13 protein-coding genes and 1 tRNA gene are annotated in these 18,898 nt (G+C 72.3%); 3 read left to right on the top strand and 11 right to left on the bottom strand.

Annotated features, from left to right (window positions below; all coding sequences use genetic code 11):
- Window positions 1-3 precede the first annotated feature (3 nt).
- Both IE99_RS33040 and IE99_RS0113460 read right to left on the bottom strand, forming a co-directional pair.
- Complete coding sequence (locus tag IE99_RS33040) at window positions 4-1,632, bottom strand: serine/threonine-protein kinase (protein WP_051712465.1); 1,629 nt, start codon at window positions 1,630-1,632, stop codon at window positions 4-6.
- A 65-nt stretch (window positions 1,633-1,697) separates the two neighbouring features.
- A complete protein-coding gene (locus tag IE99_RS0113460) occupies window positions 1,698-3,422 on the bottom strand; it encodes a serine/threonine-protein kinase (protein ID WP_037559352.1) in 1,725 nt (574 codons plus the stop codon).
- Window positions 3,423-3,668: 246 nt separating this feature from the next.
- On the opposite strand from IE99_RS0113460, the gene lysX reads away from it, so the two are divergent.
- Window positions 3,669-6,956, top strand: coding sequence for a bifunctional lysylphosphatidylglycerol synthetase/lysine--tRNA ligase LysX (lysX, locus tag IE99_RS0113455; RefSeq protein WP_030169188.1), 3,288 nt, complete (start codon window positions 3,669-3,671; stop codon window positions 6,954-6,956).
- On the opposite strand, the gene IE99_RS30275 is transcribed toward lysX, so the two are convergent.
- From IE99_RS30275 to IE99_RS0113420, 7 genes are all read right to left on the bottom strand, one after another.
- On the bottom strand, window positions 6,953-7,453 hold the full coding sequence (locus IE99_RS30275; RefSeq protein ID WP_157610266.1) for a hypothetical protein: 501 nt from the start codon (window positions 7,451-7,453) through the stop codon (window positions 6,953-6,955). The genes lysX and IE99_RS30275 overlap by 4 nt on opposite strands.
- 321 nt (window positions 7,454-7,774) lie before the next feature.
- On the bottom strand, window positions 7,775-9,604 hold the full coding sequence (cydC, locus tag IE99_RS0113445; protein WP_157610265.1) for a thiol reductant ABC exporter subunit CydC: 1,830 nt from the start codon (window positions 9,602-9,604) through the stop codon (window positions 7,775-7,777).
- Complete coding sequence (gene cydD, locus IE99_RS0113440; RefSeq protein WP_030169177.1) at window positions 9,601-11,238, bottom strand: thiol reductant ABC exporter subunit CydD; 1,638 nt, start codon at window positions 11,236-11,238, stop codon at window positions 9,601-9,603. Before cydD ends, cydC begins: the two co-directional genes overlap by 4 nt.
- Window positions 11,235-12,308, bottom strand: coding sequence for a cytochrome d ubiquinol oxidase subunit II (gene cydB / locus IE99_RS0113435; RefSeq protein WP_030169174.1), 1,074 nt, complete (start codon window positions 12,306-12,308; stop codon window positions 11,235-11,237). Before cydB ends, cydD begins: the two co-directional genes overlap by 4 nt.
- A gap of 16 nt (window positions 12,309-12,324) precedes the next feature.
- A complete protein-coding gene (locus tag IE99_RS0113430; protein WP_030169171.1) occupies window positions 12,325-13,713 on the bottom strand; it encodes a cytochrome ubiquinol oxidase subunit I in 1,389 nt (462 codons plus the stop codon).
- A 223-nt stretch (window positions 13,714-13,936) separates the two neighbouring features.
- Entirely contained in the window at window positions 13,937-14,203 is a 267-nt protein-coding gene (locus IE99_RS0113425; RefSeq protein ID WP_030169168.1) for a metal-sensitive transcriptional regulator, read from the bottom strand.
- Between the two features lie 66 nt (window positions 14,204-14,269).
- Entirely contained in the window at window positions 14,270-16,348 is a 2,079-nt protein-coding gene (locus tag IE99_RS0113420; protein WP_245623187.1) for an MMPL family transporter, read from the bottom strand.
- 316 nt (window positions 16,349-16,664) lie between these two features.
- On the opposite strand from IE99_RS0113420, the gene IE99_RS0113415 reads away from it, so the two are divergent.
- Together IE99_RS0113415 and IE99_RS0113410 are read left to right on the top strand one after the other, a co-directional pair.
- Window positions 16,665-17,108 (top strand): PPOX class F420-dependent oxidoreductase, encoded by a 444-nt coding sequence (locus IE99_RS0113415; RefSeq protein ID WP_030169161.1) that lies wholly within the window; start codon window positions 16,665-16,667, stop codon window positions 17,106-17,108.
- A gap of 481 nt (window positions 17,109-17,589) precedes the next feature.
- Complete coding sequence (locus IE99_RS0113410; RefSeq protein ID WP_030169158.1) at window positions 17,590-18,069, top strand: hypothetical protein; 480 nt, start codon at window positions 17,590-17,592, stop codon at window positions 18,067-18,069.
- A gap of 88 nt (window positions 18,070-18,157) precedes the next feature.
- Here IE99_RS0113410 and IE99_RS0113405 read toward each other — a convergent pair.
- Window positions 18,158-18,231, bottom strand: a tRNA-Ala gene (locus IE99_RS0113405).
- A gap of 49 nt (window positions 18,232-18,280) precedes the next feature.
- Window positions 18,281-18,814 carry a divisome protein SepX/GlpR gene (sepX, locus tag IE99_RS0113400; protein ID WP_030169156.1) on the bottom strand — a complete coding sequence of 178 codons (534 nt, stop codon included), beginning with the start codon at window positions 18,812-18,814 and terminating at the stop codon, window positions 18,281-18,283.
- Window positions 18,815-18,898 lie beyond the last annotated feature (84 nt).

Genomic DNA, 18,898 nt, shown 5'->3' with positions numbered 1-18,898 from the left:
AGTTCATCCCACCCCTTGAGGACGGAACGTGTCGAGCACATTCTTCACAAGCGCCGCGTTGCCGCTCCACCCGGACATCGGCAGCGCCACCACGACCGCGTAGGACCTGCCGCCCGCTATGACCCCCCGGTCACGGGCGCGGGTACCGCCGGCGCGGTTCCACGTGAACTCGATGTCGGCGGCCGGGACGCTCCCCACCCGGGTGCGGGTGATGCGCAGGACCCGCAGGCCGGGCAGCTTCCCGTCCGCCATCGCCTCCCGCTGCCAGATCCGCCAGTGCTCGTAGGGGTCGCCCGTCCACGGGGTGCGGTCGACCTGGACGTACCCGCCGGTCACCGGGTCGATCCACAGGGTGCTGGCGCCCCGCTCGGTGCGCCGCCAGCCGCGGGGGACGCCGATCGAGTAGCCGGTTCCGGTCTCCCGGACGAGGCCGTCCGGCCAGGAGGCCCCGGTGGCCGGCGATGTCCCGGTGGCGGGCGGAGTGTCACCCGGCGCCGGGGACGCCCCCGTGGCCTGAACGAGCGCGGGCGGCTCGGACGGCTTCGCCTCGTCCTCGTCCATCAGGACGAACACCGCCGCCGGGACGGCGATCACGGCCGCGGCGGCGCCCGCCGCGATGAACGGCAGCGCGCGGCGCCGCTCGCGCGCGGGTTCCTGCGGCGCCCACTCCCGCGCCGCCGTGCCCGGCACCGGCGCCGTCTCGTCCGGAACGGGCACGGGAACGGGCGCGGCGACGGGCTCCGGGACGGGCGCGGGCGCCGGGACGGGACTCGTGCGGTCCTCCACCGGCGGGGCGGCCTCGCCGGCGGCGACCGCCGCGAGGGCCCTGTCCGCCTCGTCGGCGCCCATCCGCCGGACCGGGTCGCGTTCCAGCAGGCCCCGCAGCACGGGGGTCAGCGGCCCGGCGCTGCGCGGCGGTGGCGCGTCCAGCGTCATCACGGCCGCGATCACCGCCATCGCGTCGCTCCGGTGGTGCGGCGACCTGCCCTCGCACGCCGTGTAGAGCGTCGCGCCGAGCGCCCACAGGTCGGACGCCGGGATCGCCCGCTCGCCCCGCAGCCGCTCCGGCGCCATGTAGGCGGGCGATCCCATGATCAGGCCGGTGCGGGTGAGCGTCGCGTCGCCCGCCATCTGCGCGATGCCGAAGTCGGTGAGGACGGCCCGGTCGTCATCGGTGACCAGCACGTTCGCGGGCTTCACGTCCCGGTGCAGGATGCCGATCGCATGCGCGGCCCGCAGCGCCGCCACGACCTGCCGGCCGATCGCGGCGGCCCGCTCAGGCGGCAGCGGCCCGCCGGTGTCGACGACGTCCTGCAGGGACCTGGCGTCGACCAGCTCCATGACGATCCATGGCCGGTCGTCCTCGTCCACGACGTCGTGCACGGTCACGACCCCCGGGTGGTTCAGCCGCGCCGACGCCCGCGCCTCCCGGAGGGTCCGCCGGTGCCGGTCGGCGCGCTCCTCGGCGGTGAGGGAGTGGTGCAGCGCGACCTCCTTCACCGCCACGTCGCGGTGCAGGGTCTCGTCGCGCGCCCGCCACACCGTGCCCATGCCGCCGCGGCCGACCACCGACACCAGCCGGTACCGTCCGGCGAGCAGCCGTCCCGCGCCCGAATGTTCCCCGTCCGACATGAGTCGCGACCCTACCGATCCCCGCTCACGGTTCGGCATCGCCCGACGGGTCTCCCGGCCGGCATTCACTCCCCCGCCGGCTCGAAGAACCGGTACACCGGCTGGAGTTCGGCGATCACCGTCTTCCACCGCGCGTCCGGCGCGCGGACGAGGATCGCGTAGCCGTACCCGTTCGCGACGAAGCCGCGGTTGAGGATGTGCATCCGGGTGCCGCCGCCGTCGAAGGTGAACTCCCAGTCGGCGGACTTGTCGCCGTTCCCGGTGTCGGGCACCGGCGGCTCGTCGCCGGTCGGCGCGATCTTGATCTTCTCGTAGGCGCGGAAGCCGCTGCCGCCGCGCTCCTGGTTCCGCCAGTCGCCGATCGCGCTCGGACCGGGGTCCTTCGTCTGGCCGATCTGGATGTAGGTCTGCCGGTCGGGCGCGTAGAAGAAGTCGCCGCCCTGCTTGCGCTCGGGTCCGCTCCAGCCCTTCGGGACGGGCACCGAGTAGCCGCTGGGGTCCTCGTACATCCGGAAACCGGCCGGGAGCGTCGATCCGTTCGCCGTGGGCGTCGCCGACGTCGGCGGGTCGGACGCCTTCCGCGTCGGCGTCTGCTTCTTCTGCGTCGGCGTGGCGGCGCCCTTGCGCTCGCCCTTCTTGTCGTCGTCGCCGGACGCGGCCAGCGCGATCCCCGCCACCACGACGATCAGCGCCAGGACGGCGCCGATGACGACCAGGGCGTTCCGGTTGAGGGCGGGCCGCGCGCGGCCACCCTGCCCGGCCGGTCCGGTCGCGGCGGCCCCGGCGGCCTGCGTGCCGGGGCCCGCGTCCCAGGAGTCGGGCGTCCAGGACGCCGCGGGCACGGGATCCTCCGGCGTCTCCGCGACGGGCGTGACCCGCGTCCGGGCCGCCTCGGCCGGCGGCTGCGACTCGCGGAAGTCGACGGCGAGGGTGCGCTGGTCGTCGATGGTCTCCCGCCGGACGATGTCGTCAAGCAGCGCGCCTGCCTCGATCGCGTCCATCCGCGCGTCGGGGTCCTTGCGGAGCAGCCCCTCGATGACAGGGGTGAGCCGGCCGGCGCGGTGCGGCGGTTCGGGCTCCTCGGAGATGACCGCGACCAGCGCGGCCATCGGCTCGGAGCGCTCGAACGGCGACCTGCCGTGCACCATCGCGTACAGCGTGACGCCGAGCGACCACAGGTCGGACGCGGGACCGGCCGTGCGGCCCCGGGCGCGCTCCGGCGCGATGTACGCGGGCGACCCCATGACCAGGCCGGTCTGCGTGAGGGTGGCGTCGCCGGAGGCGGTCGCGATGCCGAAGTCGGTCAGGACGGCGCGGTCGCCCGCGCGTCCGGTGCTGGTCACGAGCACGTTGCTGGGCTTGACGTCCCGGTGCAGGACGCCCGCGTCGTGCGCGGCGTGCAGGGCGGCGAGCATCTGCCGGCCGATGTCCGCCGCGCGGCGGGGCTCCATCGGCCCCTCGTCCTTGATCACCTGGTCGAGGGAGCGCGCCTTGATGAGCTCCATGACGATCCAGGGCCGGCCGTCCTCCTCGACGACGTCGTACACGGTGACGACGCCGGGGTGGCCGAGCCGGGCGGCCGTCCTCGCCTCGCGGAAGGTGCGCTTGTACTGCACGGCGCGCTCGTCGTCGGTGAGACCATGCGGGAGGATGACCTCCTTCACCGCGACGTCTCGACCGAGGACCTCATCGTGCGCCTGCCAGACCGTTCCCATGCCGCCCCGGCCGACGTGGGCGACCAGGCGGTAACGGCGGGCGAGCAGGCGCGCGCCGGAGGTCTCACTAGGCATATCCGCGACCATATCGACTTTTACTGACATCCTTGGACTGAGCTTGCACCGCTTGACCCCCCAGACGTACGACGCTCGGGACCACGTCCAGGTTCGCGCCCGTACCGCTGTTCGGTGTGCGCCTCGCCACCACACCGTCCAGGCGGGAGCGTGAGCAAGGTGTCACCCGATATGAAGGTCTCACCCGGTATGAAGGGCTCACCCGATAGGAACGGGCGGGCCACACGGAACGGCGACGGGGGGACCATGGGCGACAAGGGCCTGTCGGCCGAGTGGCGGCAGCTCATCCAGGCGACGCCGACGATCTTCTTCTGGTACACCCGGCTCTCCGGGATCCTGTCGCTGCTCGGGTGGGCGTCCTATGGTCTCATCCTCGAACTGCTCGACATCTGGGCCTTCCGGTGGATCGGCTATCTGGGCGCGATCCCCAGCGTCCCCCTCGGCCTGCTCTGGCTCCTGCTGTCGATGGGCGTGCGGCGGCGGAAGAAGGCCGCCTGGCGCATCCTCGTCGTGATCTTCTGCACACTGGCGGTGCTCAGCGTCGCCGGGATGCTGACGTCCCTGCTCGACCCCGACGAGCCGACCCCCGCCGGGCTCGCCGTCTGCACCTCCTTCTACCTCGCCGCGCTCGGCCTCCTCGTCGCGGGGCGGCGGCAGTTCACGACGCTGCCCGACCGCGCCAACCGCCGCCTGGCCGCCCTCGTCTTCTCCGGCCTGCTGCTCGTCACCGGCGTCATCGGCACGATCATCGTCACCCTCACCGACCGCAACCGCGGCGGCGACTTCTGGACGCATCCGGTCTACGCCATCATGCAGACCGGACTCGGTCCCCGCGTCACGGGCAAGCCGATCGACGTCTACGTGCCCCTCTGGGTCGACGCGATCCTCTGGGTCCTCGGCACGGGCCTGCTCGTCGGGACGTTCTGGGCGCTGTTCCGGCCGGGCCGCCGCGACCCCGTCCTCAGCCCGCCCGAGGAGCTCGCGGCGCGCGTCCTGCTGGCCAAGTACGGCGACCAGGACTCGCTCGGCTACTTCGCGCTGCGCCGCGACAAGGACGTCATCCTCGCGCCGAACGGCAAGGCCGCCATCGCCTACCGCGTCGAGGGCTCGGTCTCCCTCGCCAGCGGCGACCCGCTCGGCGACCCCGAGTCGTGGGAGCAGGCCATCGAGGCGTGGCTCGGCGAATGCCGCGCGCACGCCTGGATCCCCGGCGCCGTCAGCGTCGGCGAGCGCGCCGCCCACATCTACCGGCGGCAGGGCTTCGACGCGTTCGAGCTCGGCGACGAGGCCATCCTCGACCTCACCGACTTCAACCTGGACGGCCGCGAGATGCGGCAGGTCCGGCAGGCGGTCCGGCGCGTCGAGCGGGCCGGGTACACGTTCCGGATCCGCCGCCACTCGCAGATCCCCGCCGCGGAGATGGCCGCGCTCCTGCGCAGCGCCGACGCCTGGCGCGGCGAGGACACCGAACGCGGGTTCTCCATGGCCCTCGGCCGGCTCGGCGACCCCACCGACGGCCGCTGCGTCATGGTCGAGGCGTTCGACGCGGGGGGCACGCTGCGCGGCCTGCTCAGCTTCGTGCCGTGGGGCCGTTCCGGGCTGTCCCTCGACCTGATGCGCCGCGACCGCCTCGCCGAGAACGGCCTGAACGAGTACATGGTCGCCAAGCTCGCGGAGAAGGCCCCCGCCGTCGGCGCCCAGCAGCTGTCGCTGAACTTCGCGATGCTGCGCTCGGCGTTCGCCCGCGGCTCCGCGATCGGCGCCGGCCCCATCGCCCGCCTCTACTACCGGTTCCTGTCGTTCGCGTCCCGGTTCTGGCAGCTGGAGTCGCTGTACCTCTCGAACGCCAAGTACATGCCGACATGGCGTCCGCGCTACATCTGCTACCGGCAGGGGCGCGACATCGTCCGGCTCGGCATCGCGTACGCGCGCGCGGAGGGGTTCCTGCCGAGCTTCCGCCGCCCGAAGCTCGACCGGATCGCCGCCACCGTGCCGTCCGCCGAGCTCGTCGCGAAGATCAAGGAGATCGAGGACGCCGCGGACGCCGCCCGCGCCCCGCACCGCCGCCTCTCCGAGCAGGAGCGCGTCCGGCACGCCAAGCTCGACCTGATCCGCTCGGCGGGCCTGGAGCCGTACCCGCTGGGCTTCGCCCGCACCGACCACGCCGCCGACATCCGCGCCCGCTTCCCCGACCTCCCGCCCGACACCCGCACCGGGGAGCGCGTCGCCGTCGCCGGACGGGTCGTCCTCGCCCGCGAGCACGGCAGGCTGATCTTCGTGACGCTCCGGGACGAGACCGGCGACCTGCAGATCATCCTGGCCGCCGACACCCTCGGCGCCGACCCCCTGGACCGCTGGAAGGCCCTCATCGACCTCGGCGACCAGGTCGGCGTGGACGGCGAGGTCGCCACCTCCCGGCACGGCGAGCTGTCGGTCCTCGCGTCGTCCTGGACGCTGACCGCGAAGTGCCTGCGCCCCCTGCCGAACAAGCGCTCCGGCCTCTCCGACCCGGAGGCCCGCGTCCGGCAGCGCTACGTCGACTTCATCGTGAGCGACGAGTCCCGCCGCATGCTGCGGACGCGGGGCGACGCGATCGCCGCCGTCCGCGACGGGCTCCGCGACCGCGGGTACCTCGAGGTCGAGACGCCGATGCTGCAGCCGGTCCACGGCGGCGCGACCGCCCGTCCGTTCACGACCCGCATCAACGCCTACAACATGCAGCTGTACCTGCGGATCGCACCGGAGCTGTACCTGAAGCGGCTCCTCGTCGGCGGCGTCGGCAAGGTCTTCGAACTGAACCGCAACTTCCGCAACGAGGGCGTCTCCCCCAAGCACAATCCCGAGTTCACGATGCTGGAGGCGTACGAGCCGTACGGCGACTACGACACGATGGCGGAACTGACCCGCTCCCTCGTCGTGGACGCCGCGAAGGCCGCCCTCGGCACCACCGTCGTCGTCCGCGACGGCGTCGAGTACGACCTCGCCGCCCCCTGGCAGGAGATCACCGTCTACGGCTCCGTCTCCGAGGCCCTCGGGGAGGAGGTCACCCCCGACACCCCGGTCGCCGAGATCCAGAAGTACGCCGAGAGGATCGGCCTCAGCTTCGATCCGCAATGGGGGCAGGGAAGGGTCGTCCAGGAACTGTTCGAGGCACTCGTCGAGGAACGCCTCATGGCGCCGACATTCGTCCGCGACTATCCGGCGGAGACGTCCCCGCTGACCCGCCCGCACCGCGACGACCCGCGCCTCGCCGAGAAATGGGACCTCATCGTCTTCGGCCTCGAACTCGGCACCGCCTATTCGGAGCTGATCGACCCCATCCTGCAGCGGCAGCGCCTCACCGAGCAGTCCTTGCAGGCCGCGGGCGGCGACCCGGAGGCCATGGAGCTCGACGAGGACTTCCTCCGCGCCCTCGAATACGCGATGCCCCCCGCCGGCGGAATGGGCATGGGCATCGACCGCCTGCTCATCACCCTCACGGGCAGGAGCATCCGCGAGACGATCCCGTTCCCCTTGGTCAGGCCGGGTTCCTAGAGGCTGCGGGGAACGGCCCGGAACCCCCGCGAGGCGAGCCAATGCCGCGCGGCTCCGCGCCGTTCCTCCTCACCGTCCCCGATGTCTTCCCGGGGAATGGTGAGCCACCGCCCGAATTCGTCGTGGATCTCGTCCACGACATCGCCCCGGACGAGGTCGAGGAACTGCGTACCGTCCTCCAGCGCGGCCGCAACGGCCCCGAGGTCGACCGGCAGCGGCTCGAGTCGCGTGCCGGCTCCGTCGAGCGCCCCCGCGACCTCGTCGGCGAGTTCCCGGTCGCCGGACGATCCGCGCCGGTGGAGCTCGGCGAGGCATTGCCGGACGAGCTTCTCCGCGTCCGGGACGTCCTGGGCCAGCGCCGCGACGAGCACGTCACCGGCGTACTGGAGCACGGGAAGCAGCGGACGCCCGGCGAGCACCGCGACCCCGCCGCGCCCGTCGCCCCGATGCGCGGCGGCCCGCAACCGCCCCAGCGCACCCTCGTCCCAGTCGCTCACGTCCCCTTTGTACACGCCGGGTATGACGTCGGTGCCACGTTCCGGAGACCGCGCGAGCGCTGAGGTGAGGGGGCGGCCGTCACTTCCGTTGGGCGGAGATGACGACGCGGCGGTTCTTGGCGCGGGCCTCGGGATCGTCGGAGCCGTCCGGCTTGGTGTTGGACGCGACCGGCTTGGTCTCGCCGTACCCCGTCGCCTTGAGACGCGAGCGCTCGATGCGTCTGGAAAAGGGGTCCCGTTCGGGGGCCGGGGTACGCGGAGATGGGTGCGGGATGAACTTGTGCCTGTTGGACGGTCGCCGCGGGCGGGGTGACCGTCCGCCTAGAGTTCGACGCCGATCGGGGCTGCGTCCGCCTCCGCTGGTGCGCTGCCTGACCACATGCGGCGGTAGAGGCCGTCGCGGCCGACCAGGTCGTCATGGGTTCCGCGCTGGACGACCTTCCCGCCGTCGAGGACCACGATCTCGTCGACCTCGTCCAGGCCCGCCAGATCGTGCGTGATCAGCAGGGTGCTCCGGCCCCGGGTGGCGCGCAGCAGGTCGGCGGTCAGGGCGGCGCGGGCGTCCGGGTCGAGGTGGGCGGTGGGTTCGTCCAGGATGACGACCGCGGGGTCGGCCAGCAGCGCGCGGGCCAGTGCGAGGCGCTGGCGCTCGCCGCCCGACATGGCGGTGCCGCGCGTGCCGACCGGGGTGTCCCAGCCGTCCGGCAGGGACTCGATCCACGGCAGCAGGCGCGCTTCGGCGGCGGCCGCGCGGAGCCGCTCGTCGGACGCGCCGGGCGCGGCGAGCCGCAGGTTCTCCCGGACGGTGCTGTCGAACACGTGCGGTTGCTGGGGGCAGCCGCCGATCAGCCGCCGGACGTCGTCGCCCGCGTGCTTCCGCAGGTCGTGCCCGTTCAGGGTGACGGTGCCGGCGCCGTATTCGAGGAAGCGCAGCAGGACGGACGCGGCCGTGCTCTTGCCCGCGCCGCTCGGTCCGACGAGCGCGACGCGGCGGCCGGGGGCGAGGTCGAGGTCGAGGCCGTCGAGCGCCCACGGCTCGTCCGGGCCGTAGCGGGCCCGCACGCCGCGCATCCGGACGGTCAGGGGCCGGTCCGGGGCGGGACGGGGCCGGTCCGGGTCGCGGACCGGTTCGGGCGCGTCCAGGACGGCGGTGATCCGGCGGGCGGACGAGCGGGTCTCGGCGAGCCGCGCCGCCGCCGCGGGCAGCCCCACGACCACCTCGAACGCGGCGAGGGCGGTGAGGGTGAGGGCGGCGAGCGGGACGCGGCCGAGGGTGCCGCCCTCGACGGCGGTGACGCCGAGGAGCAGGACCGTCCACACGGTGGCGCCGGTGACGGCGGCGACGAGGCCCGCCCCGAGCGCCTCCGCGAACGCGCCGCGCCGGGCCTGCGCGGTGAGGTCGCCGTCGGCGGCGGCCACGGCGGCGAGCGCCCGGTCCTGCGCGCCGAACGCGATCAGGTCGGGGGCGCCGGACAGGACGTCCACGACGCGGGTCGCGAGCTCGCCGCGCGCGGCGGCGGCCCGGTCGGCGGCACGGCGGGTCAGGACCGTCGCCCACCACGGCACGAGCACGCCCGCGACGAGGAGCCCGGCGGCGAGCGTCCCGGCGGCCGGGGACAGCAGGAACGCGCACGCCGTGACGGCGGCGCCGCCCGCCAGCGCGGCCGACGCGACCGGGATGACGCCGCGGACGAACAGGTCCTGCGTCGTGTCGACGTCGGACACGAGCCGGGCCAGCAGGTCGCCGGAGCGGAACTCGCGCAGCCCGGCCGGGGCGATCCTCGCGAGCCGCCGGTAGATCTTCACGCGGACGTCGGAGAGCACGCGGAACGCGACGTCGTGCGAGGTCAGCCGTTCGACGTAGCGGAGCACGCCGCGGCCGACGCCGAGCGCGCGGACCGCGACGACCGCGATCGTCAGCGCCGTGACGCTCGGCCGCTCGGCGGCGCGCGCGATGAGGAACCCGGACACGCCGAGCAGCGCGATCCCCGCCATCGTCGTCCCGGCGCCCGCGAGGACGGCGAGCGCCAGCCGGGCCCGCATCGGCCGCGCGAATCCCAGCAGCCGCATCAGCGGCCCCCGCCCCGAGGACCCGAGCGGGGCACGCGGCCTCCCCGCGAACCGGCGGGCGAGCGGTTGCGAGGTCGTCATGATGCCGCCGCCAGGGTGTCGTGGACGTGGAGCCGCCCGTTCTCGATGACGGCCACGCGGTCGGCGGTCGCCGTCCAGGAGTGGTCGTGGGTGACGAGGACGACGGTCCGCCCGGTCATGAGCCGCTCCACGGTGTTCCGGATGCCGGCGGCGGTCGCGGCGTCTAGGTGCGCGGTCGGCTCGTCCAGCAGGAGGACCGGCGCGTCGCGCAGGAAGGCGCGGGCCAGCGCGATGCGCTGCCGCTGCCCGCTGGAAAGCCGGGCGCCGCGTTCGCCGAGCGGGGTCCGCAGCCCCTGGGGCAGGGCGTCGATGAAGTCGGCGCCGGCCAGGCGGGCGGCCTCCCGGACGGCGTCGTCACCCGCGTCGGGCGCGGCGAGCCGGATGTTGTCGGCGACGCTGCCCGCGAACAGGTACGGGTCCTGCGGCACCCAGGACAGGCCGGTGCGCCACTCGGCGGCGGGGACGTGCCCGAACCCGGTCCGCCCCTCGGTCGGCTCGACGAAGCGGAGGAACAGGCCGAGGAGCGTGCTCTTGCCGGATCCGCTGGGGCCGATGACGACGAGCCGCCTGCCCGGCTCGACCTCCAGCGTGACGTCACTGAGGGCGGGGACGTCCCGTCCGGGGTAGCGGACGGTCACGCCGTCGAGGGTGAGCCGCGCTTCCGCGCCGGGGTCGCCGGACGCGGCGTCCGGTGCTTCCGTCTCCAGGATCTCGAACACGCGCTCGGCCGCGGTGACGCCCTCCATGCTGGCGTGGAACTGGGCGCCGACGTTGCGGAGCGGCTGGTACGCCTCCGGCGCCAGGAGCAGGACGATCAGCGCGGTCTCGTACGGCAGCCCGCCGTGCAGGAGCCGCAGGCCGACCTCGACCGCGACGAGCGCCACGGCCAGGGTCGCGAGCAGTTCCAGGACGAGTGCCGACAGGAACGCGATGCGGAGGGTCCGCATGGTGGCGCGGCGGTGCGTGTCCGTGACCTCCCGGATCACCGCCGCCTGCGCCTTGGCCCGGCCGAAGACCTTCAGGGTGGGCAGGCCCTCGACCACGTCCAGGAAGTGTCCGCCGAGGCGTTCCAGCAGGTGCCACTGGCGTTCGGTGCGCGCGCGGGTGTGCAGTCCGACCAGGATCATGAAGACGGGGATGAGCGGCAGGGTGAAGGCGATGACTCCCGCCGACAGCGGGTCCGCACCGAAGATCACCGCGAGGACCGCGACCGGGACGACGCAGGCCAGCACGAGCTGCGGGAGGTACCGGGCGAAGTACGCGTCCAGGGCGTCCAGTCCCCGGACGGCGAGGGTCGCGACCTCGCCGGGCGCCCGGAGCCGGCCGGGGCCCAGCCGCAGCGCGTGCTCGACCAGCGCGCGCCGCAGCTGGGACTTGACCTTCGCGGCGGCCCGCAGCGCCGTCGCCTCCCCGCCGTACGTGACGAGCCCGCGCAGGGCGATCACGACGGCGAGGAAGGCGAAGTCGCGGGCGTCCGCGCCGGAGCCGGTGAAGGCGTCCGCCAGGATCCGCGCGAGCAGCACGGCCTGCGCCAGGACGAGGACCGTCGTGGCGAGGCTGAGCGCGACGGTGCCGGCCAGGTAGGCCCGCGCCGCCCGCGCGTACCGCAGCAGCCGCGGATCGAGGGGTTTCACGGCATCTGTCCGGCCGAGGCCTGCCCGTCGGCGCCGAGGCCCGCCGCGGCCTGCGCGGAGGACGGGGCGATGGCGTGCCGCGTGAGGCGCTTGCGGAACACCCAGTACGTCCACCCCTGGTAGAGGAGGACGACCGGCGTGAACAGCACCGCCACCCACGTCATCACCTTCAGGGTGTAGGGCGTGGACGAGGCGTTCTCGACGGTCAGGCTGAACAGGGCCGAGGTGCTGGACGGCATCACGTCCGGCCACAGGTTCCCGAACAGCGTCGCGACGGTCGCGACGATCGCGACGGCCGTCCCGGCGAACGCGATGCCCTCCCGGCCCCGCAGCGCGGCGGCGATGCCGCCGAGCAGCGCGATCGCCGCGACCCCGGCCGTCGCCCAGGTCGCCGGTCGTCCGTCCGACAGCTGCGTGAGGACGAGGAACAGCGCCGCGACGCCCGCGACGGGCAGCCACGTCCGGGTGATGAACGCCCGCGCCCGGTACCGCACCTCGCCGTCGGTCTTGAGGGCGAGGAACACCGCGCCGTGCAGGACGAAGACCAGCAGCGTCGTCAGTCCGCCCAGCAGCGCGTACGGGTTCAGGAGCGTGAACAGGTTCCCGGTGTAGTGGTGGTCGGCGTTGATCGGGACACCGCGGACGATGTTCGCGAACGCGACCCCCCACAGGAACGCCGGGACGAGCGAGCCCCAGAAGATCACGCGGTCCCAGTTGCGGCGCCACCGGTCACCGTCGATCTTGCCCCGGTACTCGAACGCGAGCCCCCGGACGATCAGCGCCACCAGGATCAGCAGCAGCGGCAGGTAGAACCCGCTGAACAGCGTCGCGTACCACTCGGGGAACGCGGCGAACGTCGCGCCGCCCGCCACCAGCAGCCACACCTCGTTGCCGTCCCACACCGGCCCGATGCTGTTGATCATGACGCGGCGGTCGATCTCGGAGTGCCCGTCGCGGCGCGGCGCCAGGATCGGCAGCAGGATCCCGACCCCGAAGTCGAAGCCCTCCAGGACGAAGTACCCCGTCCACAGGACCCCGATCAGGATGAACCAGAAGGTCGTCAGTTCCATGGTCGTGTCTCCGGACTCAGTACGAGAAGGCGGGCATCGGCTCGTCGTCCTTGGGCGTCTCGTCCTCCGGCGGCGGCCCCTGCCGCGCGTACCGGACCATGAGCGCCCCGGCGACCACCGCCAGCGCCGCGTACAGCAGCGTGAACACCGTCAGGGACGTGATGACCTCGAAGCTCGATACGTCGGGCGACACCCCGTCGCGGGTCAGCAGGACCTCGTGCACCACCCATGGCTGCCGGCCCATCTCGGTGAAGATCCAGCCCATGGTGTTCGCGAGGAACGGCAGCGCGATCGACGCGAGCGCCGCCCGGTGGAACCAGCGGCCGCCCGGCAGGCGTCCGCGCCGTGTGAGCCAGAGCCCCGCCACCGACAGCAGCACGGCCAGCATCCCGAACCCGATCATGAGCCGGAACGTCCAGTAGGTGACCGGGATGACCGGCTTGTAGCTCCCCGGCCCGTGGATCGCCTCGTACCGCTTCTGCAGGTCGTTGATCCCCTCGACCTCGCCGTTCGGGTCGCCCGTCGCCATCAGCGACAGCAGATGGGGGATCCGGACGCTCCACAGCTCCTCGCTCCCGTCCAGCGAGCCGAGCGTGAACACCGAGAACGAGCCCGGCGTGGACGTGTTGTACAGCGCCTCCGCGGCCGCCATCTTCATCGGCTGCTGCTCGGTCATGATCCGCGCCTGGATGTCGCCCGACACCGTCACGCCGATCCCGGACACCAGCGACAGGACGAGCCCGGCCCGCAGCGACCGCCGGAACAGCTCGGTGTCGCGTCCCTTCATCAGGTGCCAGGCGCTGACCCCGATGACGAACACGCCGCCGGTGATGAACGCGCCGAAGATGACGTGCGGGAACGTCACGAGCGTCGTGGAGTTCGTCAGCACGTCCCAGATGCTGGTCAGCTCGGCCCGGTTCGTCTCCGGGTTGATCCGGTATCCGACCGGGTGCTGCATCCACGAGTTCGCCGCGAGGATGAAGTAGGCGGACAGGTTCGTCCCGATCGCCAGCAGCCAGATCGTGGCGAGGTGCAGCCGGGGCGACAGTTTGTCCCACCCGAAGATCCACAGTCCGAGGAACGTGGACTCCAGGAAGAACGCCAGCAGCCCCTCCATCGCCAGCGGCGCCCCGAACACGTCACCGACGAATCGCGAGTAGTCCGACCAGTTCATGCCGAACTGGAACTCCTGCACGATGCCGGTGACGACGCCGATGGCGAAGTTGATCAGGAGCAGCTTCCCGAAGAACTTCGTCATCCGCAGATAGACCGGGTCCTTCTTCAGGTACCAGGCGGTCTGCATGCTCGCCACCAGGAACGCCAACCCGATACTGAGGGGCACGAAGATGAAGTGGTAGACGGTGGTGATCCCGAACTGCCACCGTGCCAGGTCGAGCGCGTCCAACGCGGACCTTCCCTTCACGGTTCGAACGGCGGCGTTCGAGCACGCCGCCCGAGGCCACCCCACCACCGCGCCCGCCGCCGGCCGAAGGGCCAAAGGTCCGTCGGACCAGGGACCTCCGCCCGAGAACCTCGCCGGTACAGGCGATCCCGCCGACGTGAACCTCGTCACCGAGACGACGAACGCGCCCGTGCGCATGCGCACGGACGCGTCGTTGCCGGATGACTCAGGCCAGGCTGAGGAAGAGCTTCTCCAGTTCCTCCTCGGTCATCGGCGCGTCCTGGTCGTCGGCGGCGGCCATGCACTGGCGCATGCCACTCGCAATGATCTTGAAGCCGGCGCGGTCGAGGGCACGGGAGACGGCGGCGAGCTGCGTCACGACGTCCTTGCAGTCCCGACCGGCCTCGATCATGGTGATGATCGCGGCGAGCTGGCCCTGCGCCCGGCGAAGCCGGTTGAGCACCGCCTTCTGCGCGTCCTCTTCGACCTTCATGGCCTCGTTCCCCTCCATCACCCGGGACAATACCTCCAGGGGTATGATACCTTCCGGCGGCCCGGCTCAGTCATGGACGAACCGCACCTCCGGCAGCAGGCGGGCGAGCCACCGGGGGCACGCCCAGGCGGCGTGCCCGGCGAGGCGGAGCAGGACGGGCAGCAGGACGAGCCGCACCAGGAAGGCGTCCAGCAGGACGGCGACGCCCAGGACGATGCCCATCTCTTTCGGCGGCAGCGGCCCGGACAGGGCGAACGTGAAGAACACCGCCACCATGACGCCCGCCGCGGCGAAGATGACGCGGCCCGAATGGGCCAGCGCCCCGACGGCGGCCTCGCGGGGATCGCCGCTCTTCTCGTAGTGCTCCTTGGCGGACGCGAGAAGGAACACCGTGTAGTCCATCGCGATCGCGAAGATCATGGCGAAGAAGAAGACGGGCGCCCAGCCGTCCAGGAAGCCCTGCGGCGTGAAGCCGAGCAGGCCGGCGCCGTGCCCGTCCTGGAAGACGAGCCGGGCGGTGCCGAACGCGGCGGCCGTGGAGAGCAGGCTGGTGAGGGTGCCGAGCGCCGCGATCAGCGGGGCGCGCAGCGCGAACAGCAGCAGCAGGAACCCGAGGGCCAGGACGGTGCCGAGCACCAGCGGAGTCTTCTCGTCCAGCAGCGCCTTCAGGTCGAGGTTCTCCACGGCGGCGCCGCCGACCAGCGCGGAGTCCGGCAGGTCGCCGCGGAGCCTGTCGACCGTGGCGGCCAGGGCGGGATCGGACGGATCGACCTTCGGGACGGCCTGGATCAGCGCCGGACCGGAGCCGGAAGGCACCGCGGGCATGACCGCGGCGATACCGGAGTCCGCCCTGAGCACCCGCACGGCCTCGTCCGCCTGCGGGCCCGCGGCGATGACCTGGAGCGCCCCGGGCGCGCCGGGACCGAAGGCCCGCTGGACCGCGGTGTAGCCGACCCGGGCCGGAGCGTCCTCGGGAATGACGGTGATGGAGGGCATGGCGGTGCGCAGGCCGAGAACAGGGAGGGCGAGCGCGAACAGCACACCGGCCGCGGCGACACCGAACAGCGCCGGCCGCCGCCAGAGCAGTCGTCCCCAGGCTGCGAACCGGGGCGATCGGTGCTCGCCCGTCACCCGCGTCAGCGCGCCCTTGTCGATGCGGTGCCCGAGCCGGGCGAGAACAACGGGCAGCAGGGTGAGGGTGGCGGCCAGGACGAACACGACCGCGAGCATGATGCCGCCCGCCATCGACCGGAACGCCGGTGACGGAACCAGCATGACGGCCGACAGGCTCACGAGGACGGTCACACCGGACAGCAGGACGGCCTTGCCCGCGGTGTCCATGGTCTCGACGACCGCGTCGGCCGGGCCGGACCGGCTGAGCGCACCGCGGAACCGCATGACGAGGAACAGGGCGTAGTCGATGCCGAGGGCGAGCGCGAACATCATCGCGAAGTTCATCGCCCAGATCGAGATCGGCGTGAGTTCGGTCAGCAGCACGAGGCTGCCCGCGGACGCGGCGAGCCCCGCGAGGGTGAGCAGGAGCGGCAGCCCCGCCGCCACCAGCGACCCGAACGCCAGGACGAGGATCGCCAGCGTGACCGGCCACGACAGCATCTCGGACTTCATCATCGCGTCGTGGTTGGCCGTGTTGAAGTCGCTCCACAGCACGGACGAACCGGTCGCGGAAACCTCGATCCCGTCCGCGGACAGGGCCGCGAGGGGCTCCTTGAGATCGTCGGCCGCCCGCACCATCTCGTTCGGGTCGGCGGCGGCCCCGGCGAGAATCACGGCCGTCCTGCCATCGGGACTCACGGTCGCGCCCGGCTGGGGCCGGACGACTCGACCGATCCGGCCGTCCGCCGCCACGAGGCGCACGGCCCTGTCGATCACCGCCGCGACCGCACCGTCCGTGACGGGCCGGTCGGCCGCGACGACGACCTGGAGCGCGGTGGACGCGTTGCCACCGAAGTGCTTCTCGGCCGCCTCCCGGACCTGGACGGACTCCGACCCGTCCGCCTGCCATCCCGCTCCGGACAGCGCCGTGTTGACCTTGGGCGCGAACGCCCCCAGGACGACGAGAAGCCCGACCCACACGAACACGACCAGGCGGAAGTGGCCCGCAGCCCACCCTCCGAGCCGCCCCAACGGCCCAGGCGCAACATCCCGCTGAGACCGCTCCCGCTGCACGCTGACCATACGACTCCCTCTCACCTTTACCCCCAGGGGTATCGTCGCCTGCCGTCAATATACCCATGGGGGTATCTATGATCGCAAGCCGGCCGCGCAGGGCCTTCGACCACACGAAACGCAAGAGCCCGCCCGATCTTCCGATCGGACGGGCTCTCGTCAGCCACTCTCACACGGTCTGAGCACTCCGGTGACCACAGAGGTCACCGACGCCCCGCAACGCCTACAGGAACTGGTTTGACCTCAAGCGTGGTCGAGGTGGAAGGCTCATGACATGGTCTTCACCACCGCAGAGATCGAATACCTCGCCGAGCATTCGCTCGGACGTCTGGCGACCATCCGGCCAGATGGAGCGCCGCAGGTCCAGCCGGTGGCCTTCTGGTTGAACGCAGACACCGGAACGATCGCCATAGGGGGCCCGGCGTTGACCAGAAGCCAGAAGTTCCGCAACGTTCAGGCCGATCCACGGGTCTCCTTCGTCGTCGACGATCAATCCGAGACACCCAATCCACTCGGCCAAACGGGGCGGGGCATGGAGGTGCGCGGCGAAGTCGAGATCGTCACCCTTGATCGACCGCTCATCGACGCGTTCTCCCCCGAAACACTCCACATCCACCCGCGCCGGATCATCACCTGGAACATCGAGGAGTTCGGCCCAGCCTCACCCGGACGGCTGCCACACCTACAAGGCTTCAATTTCCGCGACATATCAAGTTGAGGCTCGCAACCTTTCATGGAGCACCTTGCCCCACGCGATCGCGCCGGGTCGACCACAGCGATGATCACGCGGGACGTATGGGAAGCCGATTCGAGCCAGGCCGCGTACCGCGACCGCCCTGACGGCGTTCTGGGTGGCGCGCACGAAGCCCGAAGCGGCCTCTGAGACCTGGTCGGCTCCGCTGCCTGACGGGACCACGCTCTTGCGCTCCTCGGACGGCGCGGGCGCCGACTACCGGGCCGTCCGCGACTGATCTACGGTCTCTTCAGACCCGCCAGAGCCGAACCCCTGACTCCCTCGACGCGGACCACCGGCACTCCAGCCCGTCATGCCTGGCCCAGCTTGCGACGTGTGGCGGCGTACGCTCGCATGCGTCGTTGTCAGTGACCGATGCTGTACTTCCGTGCTGTACAGCAGTCCGCGTGATCTGCGGCGGCACCCGCATGGTTCGGTCGTGGCCATTTCCATCTCAGGAGTGCTCATGGAAGTGTTCGACTGGTTCCGGGTTCCAGGTCCGCGCTGGTACCGACCGGATGACGCTCAGAACGCGGCGAAGGCCCTGCGCGCCCCTCGGCCCGCCGAGCATGCCGCGGCGGCGGTGTCCGGTTTGCGTCACGCGGTCAGCAACGATCACGCGGGGGCGCTGCACCCGGCCGCGGTGCCCGCAACGACCGTCTTCCTGGAAGTCATCGCGGATCATCCGGGACCGGCACGGATGGAAGCGCTCAACGTCCTGTTGGACTGGTGGGGTCGCTTCATGGCCGACCCAGATTTCGCAACCTATGACGACCCTGAGCACGGCCCCTTGGACGTGTGCCAAGGAATATCAGAGAAGGTGCGGGCGGCTGAGAGCGTGCTGCGCGAAGTGGCGGAGGACCCTTCGGAAGGCGGCCACCACCGCCCCGCCGCGAAGAAGCTGCTGAGGCGCCTGGAGGACGGATGGACAAACGATGACGATTGATGCCGGAGGCTTGCTCACGTGAGGGCGGGTCGCTGTACGGGCACCAAAAAGGCCGGTTTCCCTTGTGGGAACCGGCCTTTGACCTGGGTGGAGCTGAGGGGATTTGAACCCCTGACCCCCTCGATGCGAACGAGGTGCGCTACCGGACTGCGCTACAGCCCCGAGGACTCCGTAAGGTTAGCAAACATCGGGGGGTGTTCGTGCATCGCGGTCACTCGCCGACCGCTCGGCGGTCGTCGGCGTACTGGTCGAAGACGTCCTGGGGGGTGATCAGCTCGATGACCTCGGCGGGCGCGGGGGCGGGGCCTGCGGCGGCCTCGCGGGCCCTGGCGCGGGCCGCGGCGGCGGCCGCGGCGCGGGTCCGGGTGCGGGCGGCGGCGTCCATGCGGACGGCCACCCGCAGGAGCGCCAGGTGGCCGGTGAGGAGGGCCGCGGGGAGCGGGACGGTCCACCAGGGGGCGAGGCCCGCGGCGGCGACGACGACCGCGGTGAGGGCCAGGAGGGTGAGGCCGGCCGTTCGGCGGCGGCGGCGGGCGATGATCGTCGCGCGGGACGGGCGGGGGCGCGGCACGGCCTCGGCGGGTGCCGCCTCGGCGGGCTGCGCGTGCTCGGCGGGCGCCTCGGCGGGCTGCGCCTCGGTGGTCTCCTCCTCGCGCTTTTGGCCGGAGTCGCGGCGCAGCCACATGGGGACGAGGACGATCGCCCAGACGGCGACGATGGCGAGGTACAGGACGGCGCTGCTCACGCGGTCACCGTCCCTGGAATTCCCAGGGCACGTGTGAGCGGCGGGCCGACTTTCGGCGCGCTAACGTGCAATGGGAGCAGGGTC

The sequence above is a fragment of the Spirillospora albida genome, assembly GCF_000718255.1.
GTDB classification, from domain to species: domain Bacteria; phylum Actinomycetota; class Actinomycetes; order Streptosporangiales; family Streptosporangiaceae; genus Spirillospora; species Spirillospora albida.
The sequence above is the reverse complement of the archived record's forward strand: the minus strand, read 5'-3'. Positions and strand labels throughout refer to the sequence as shown.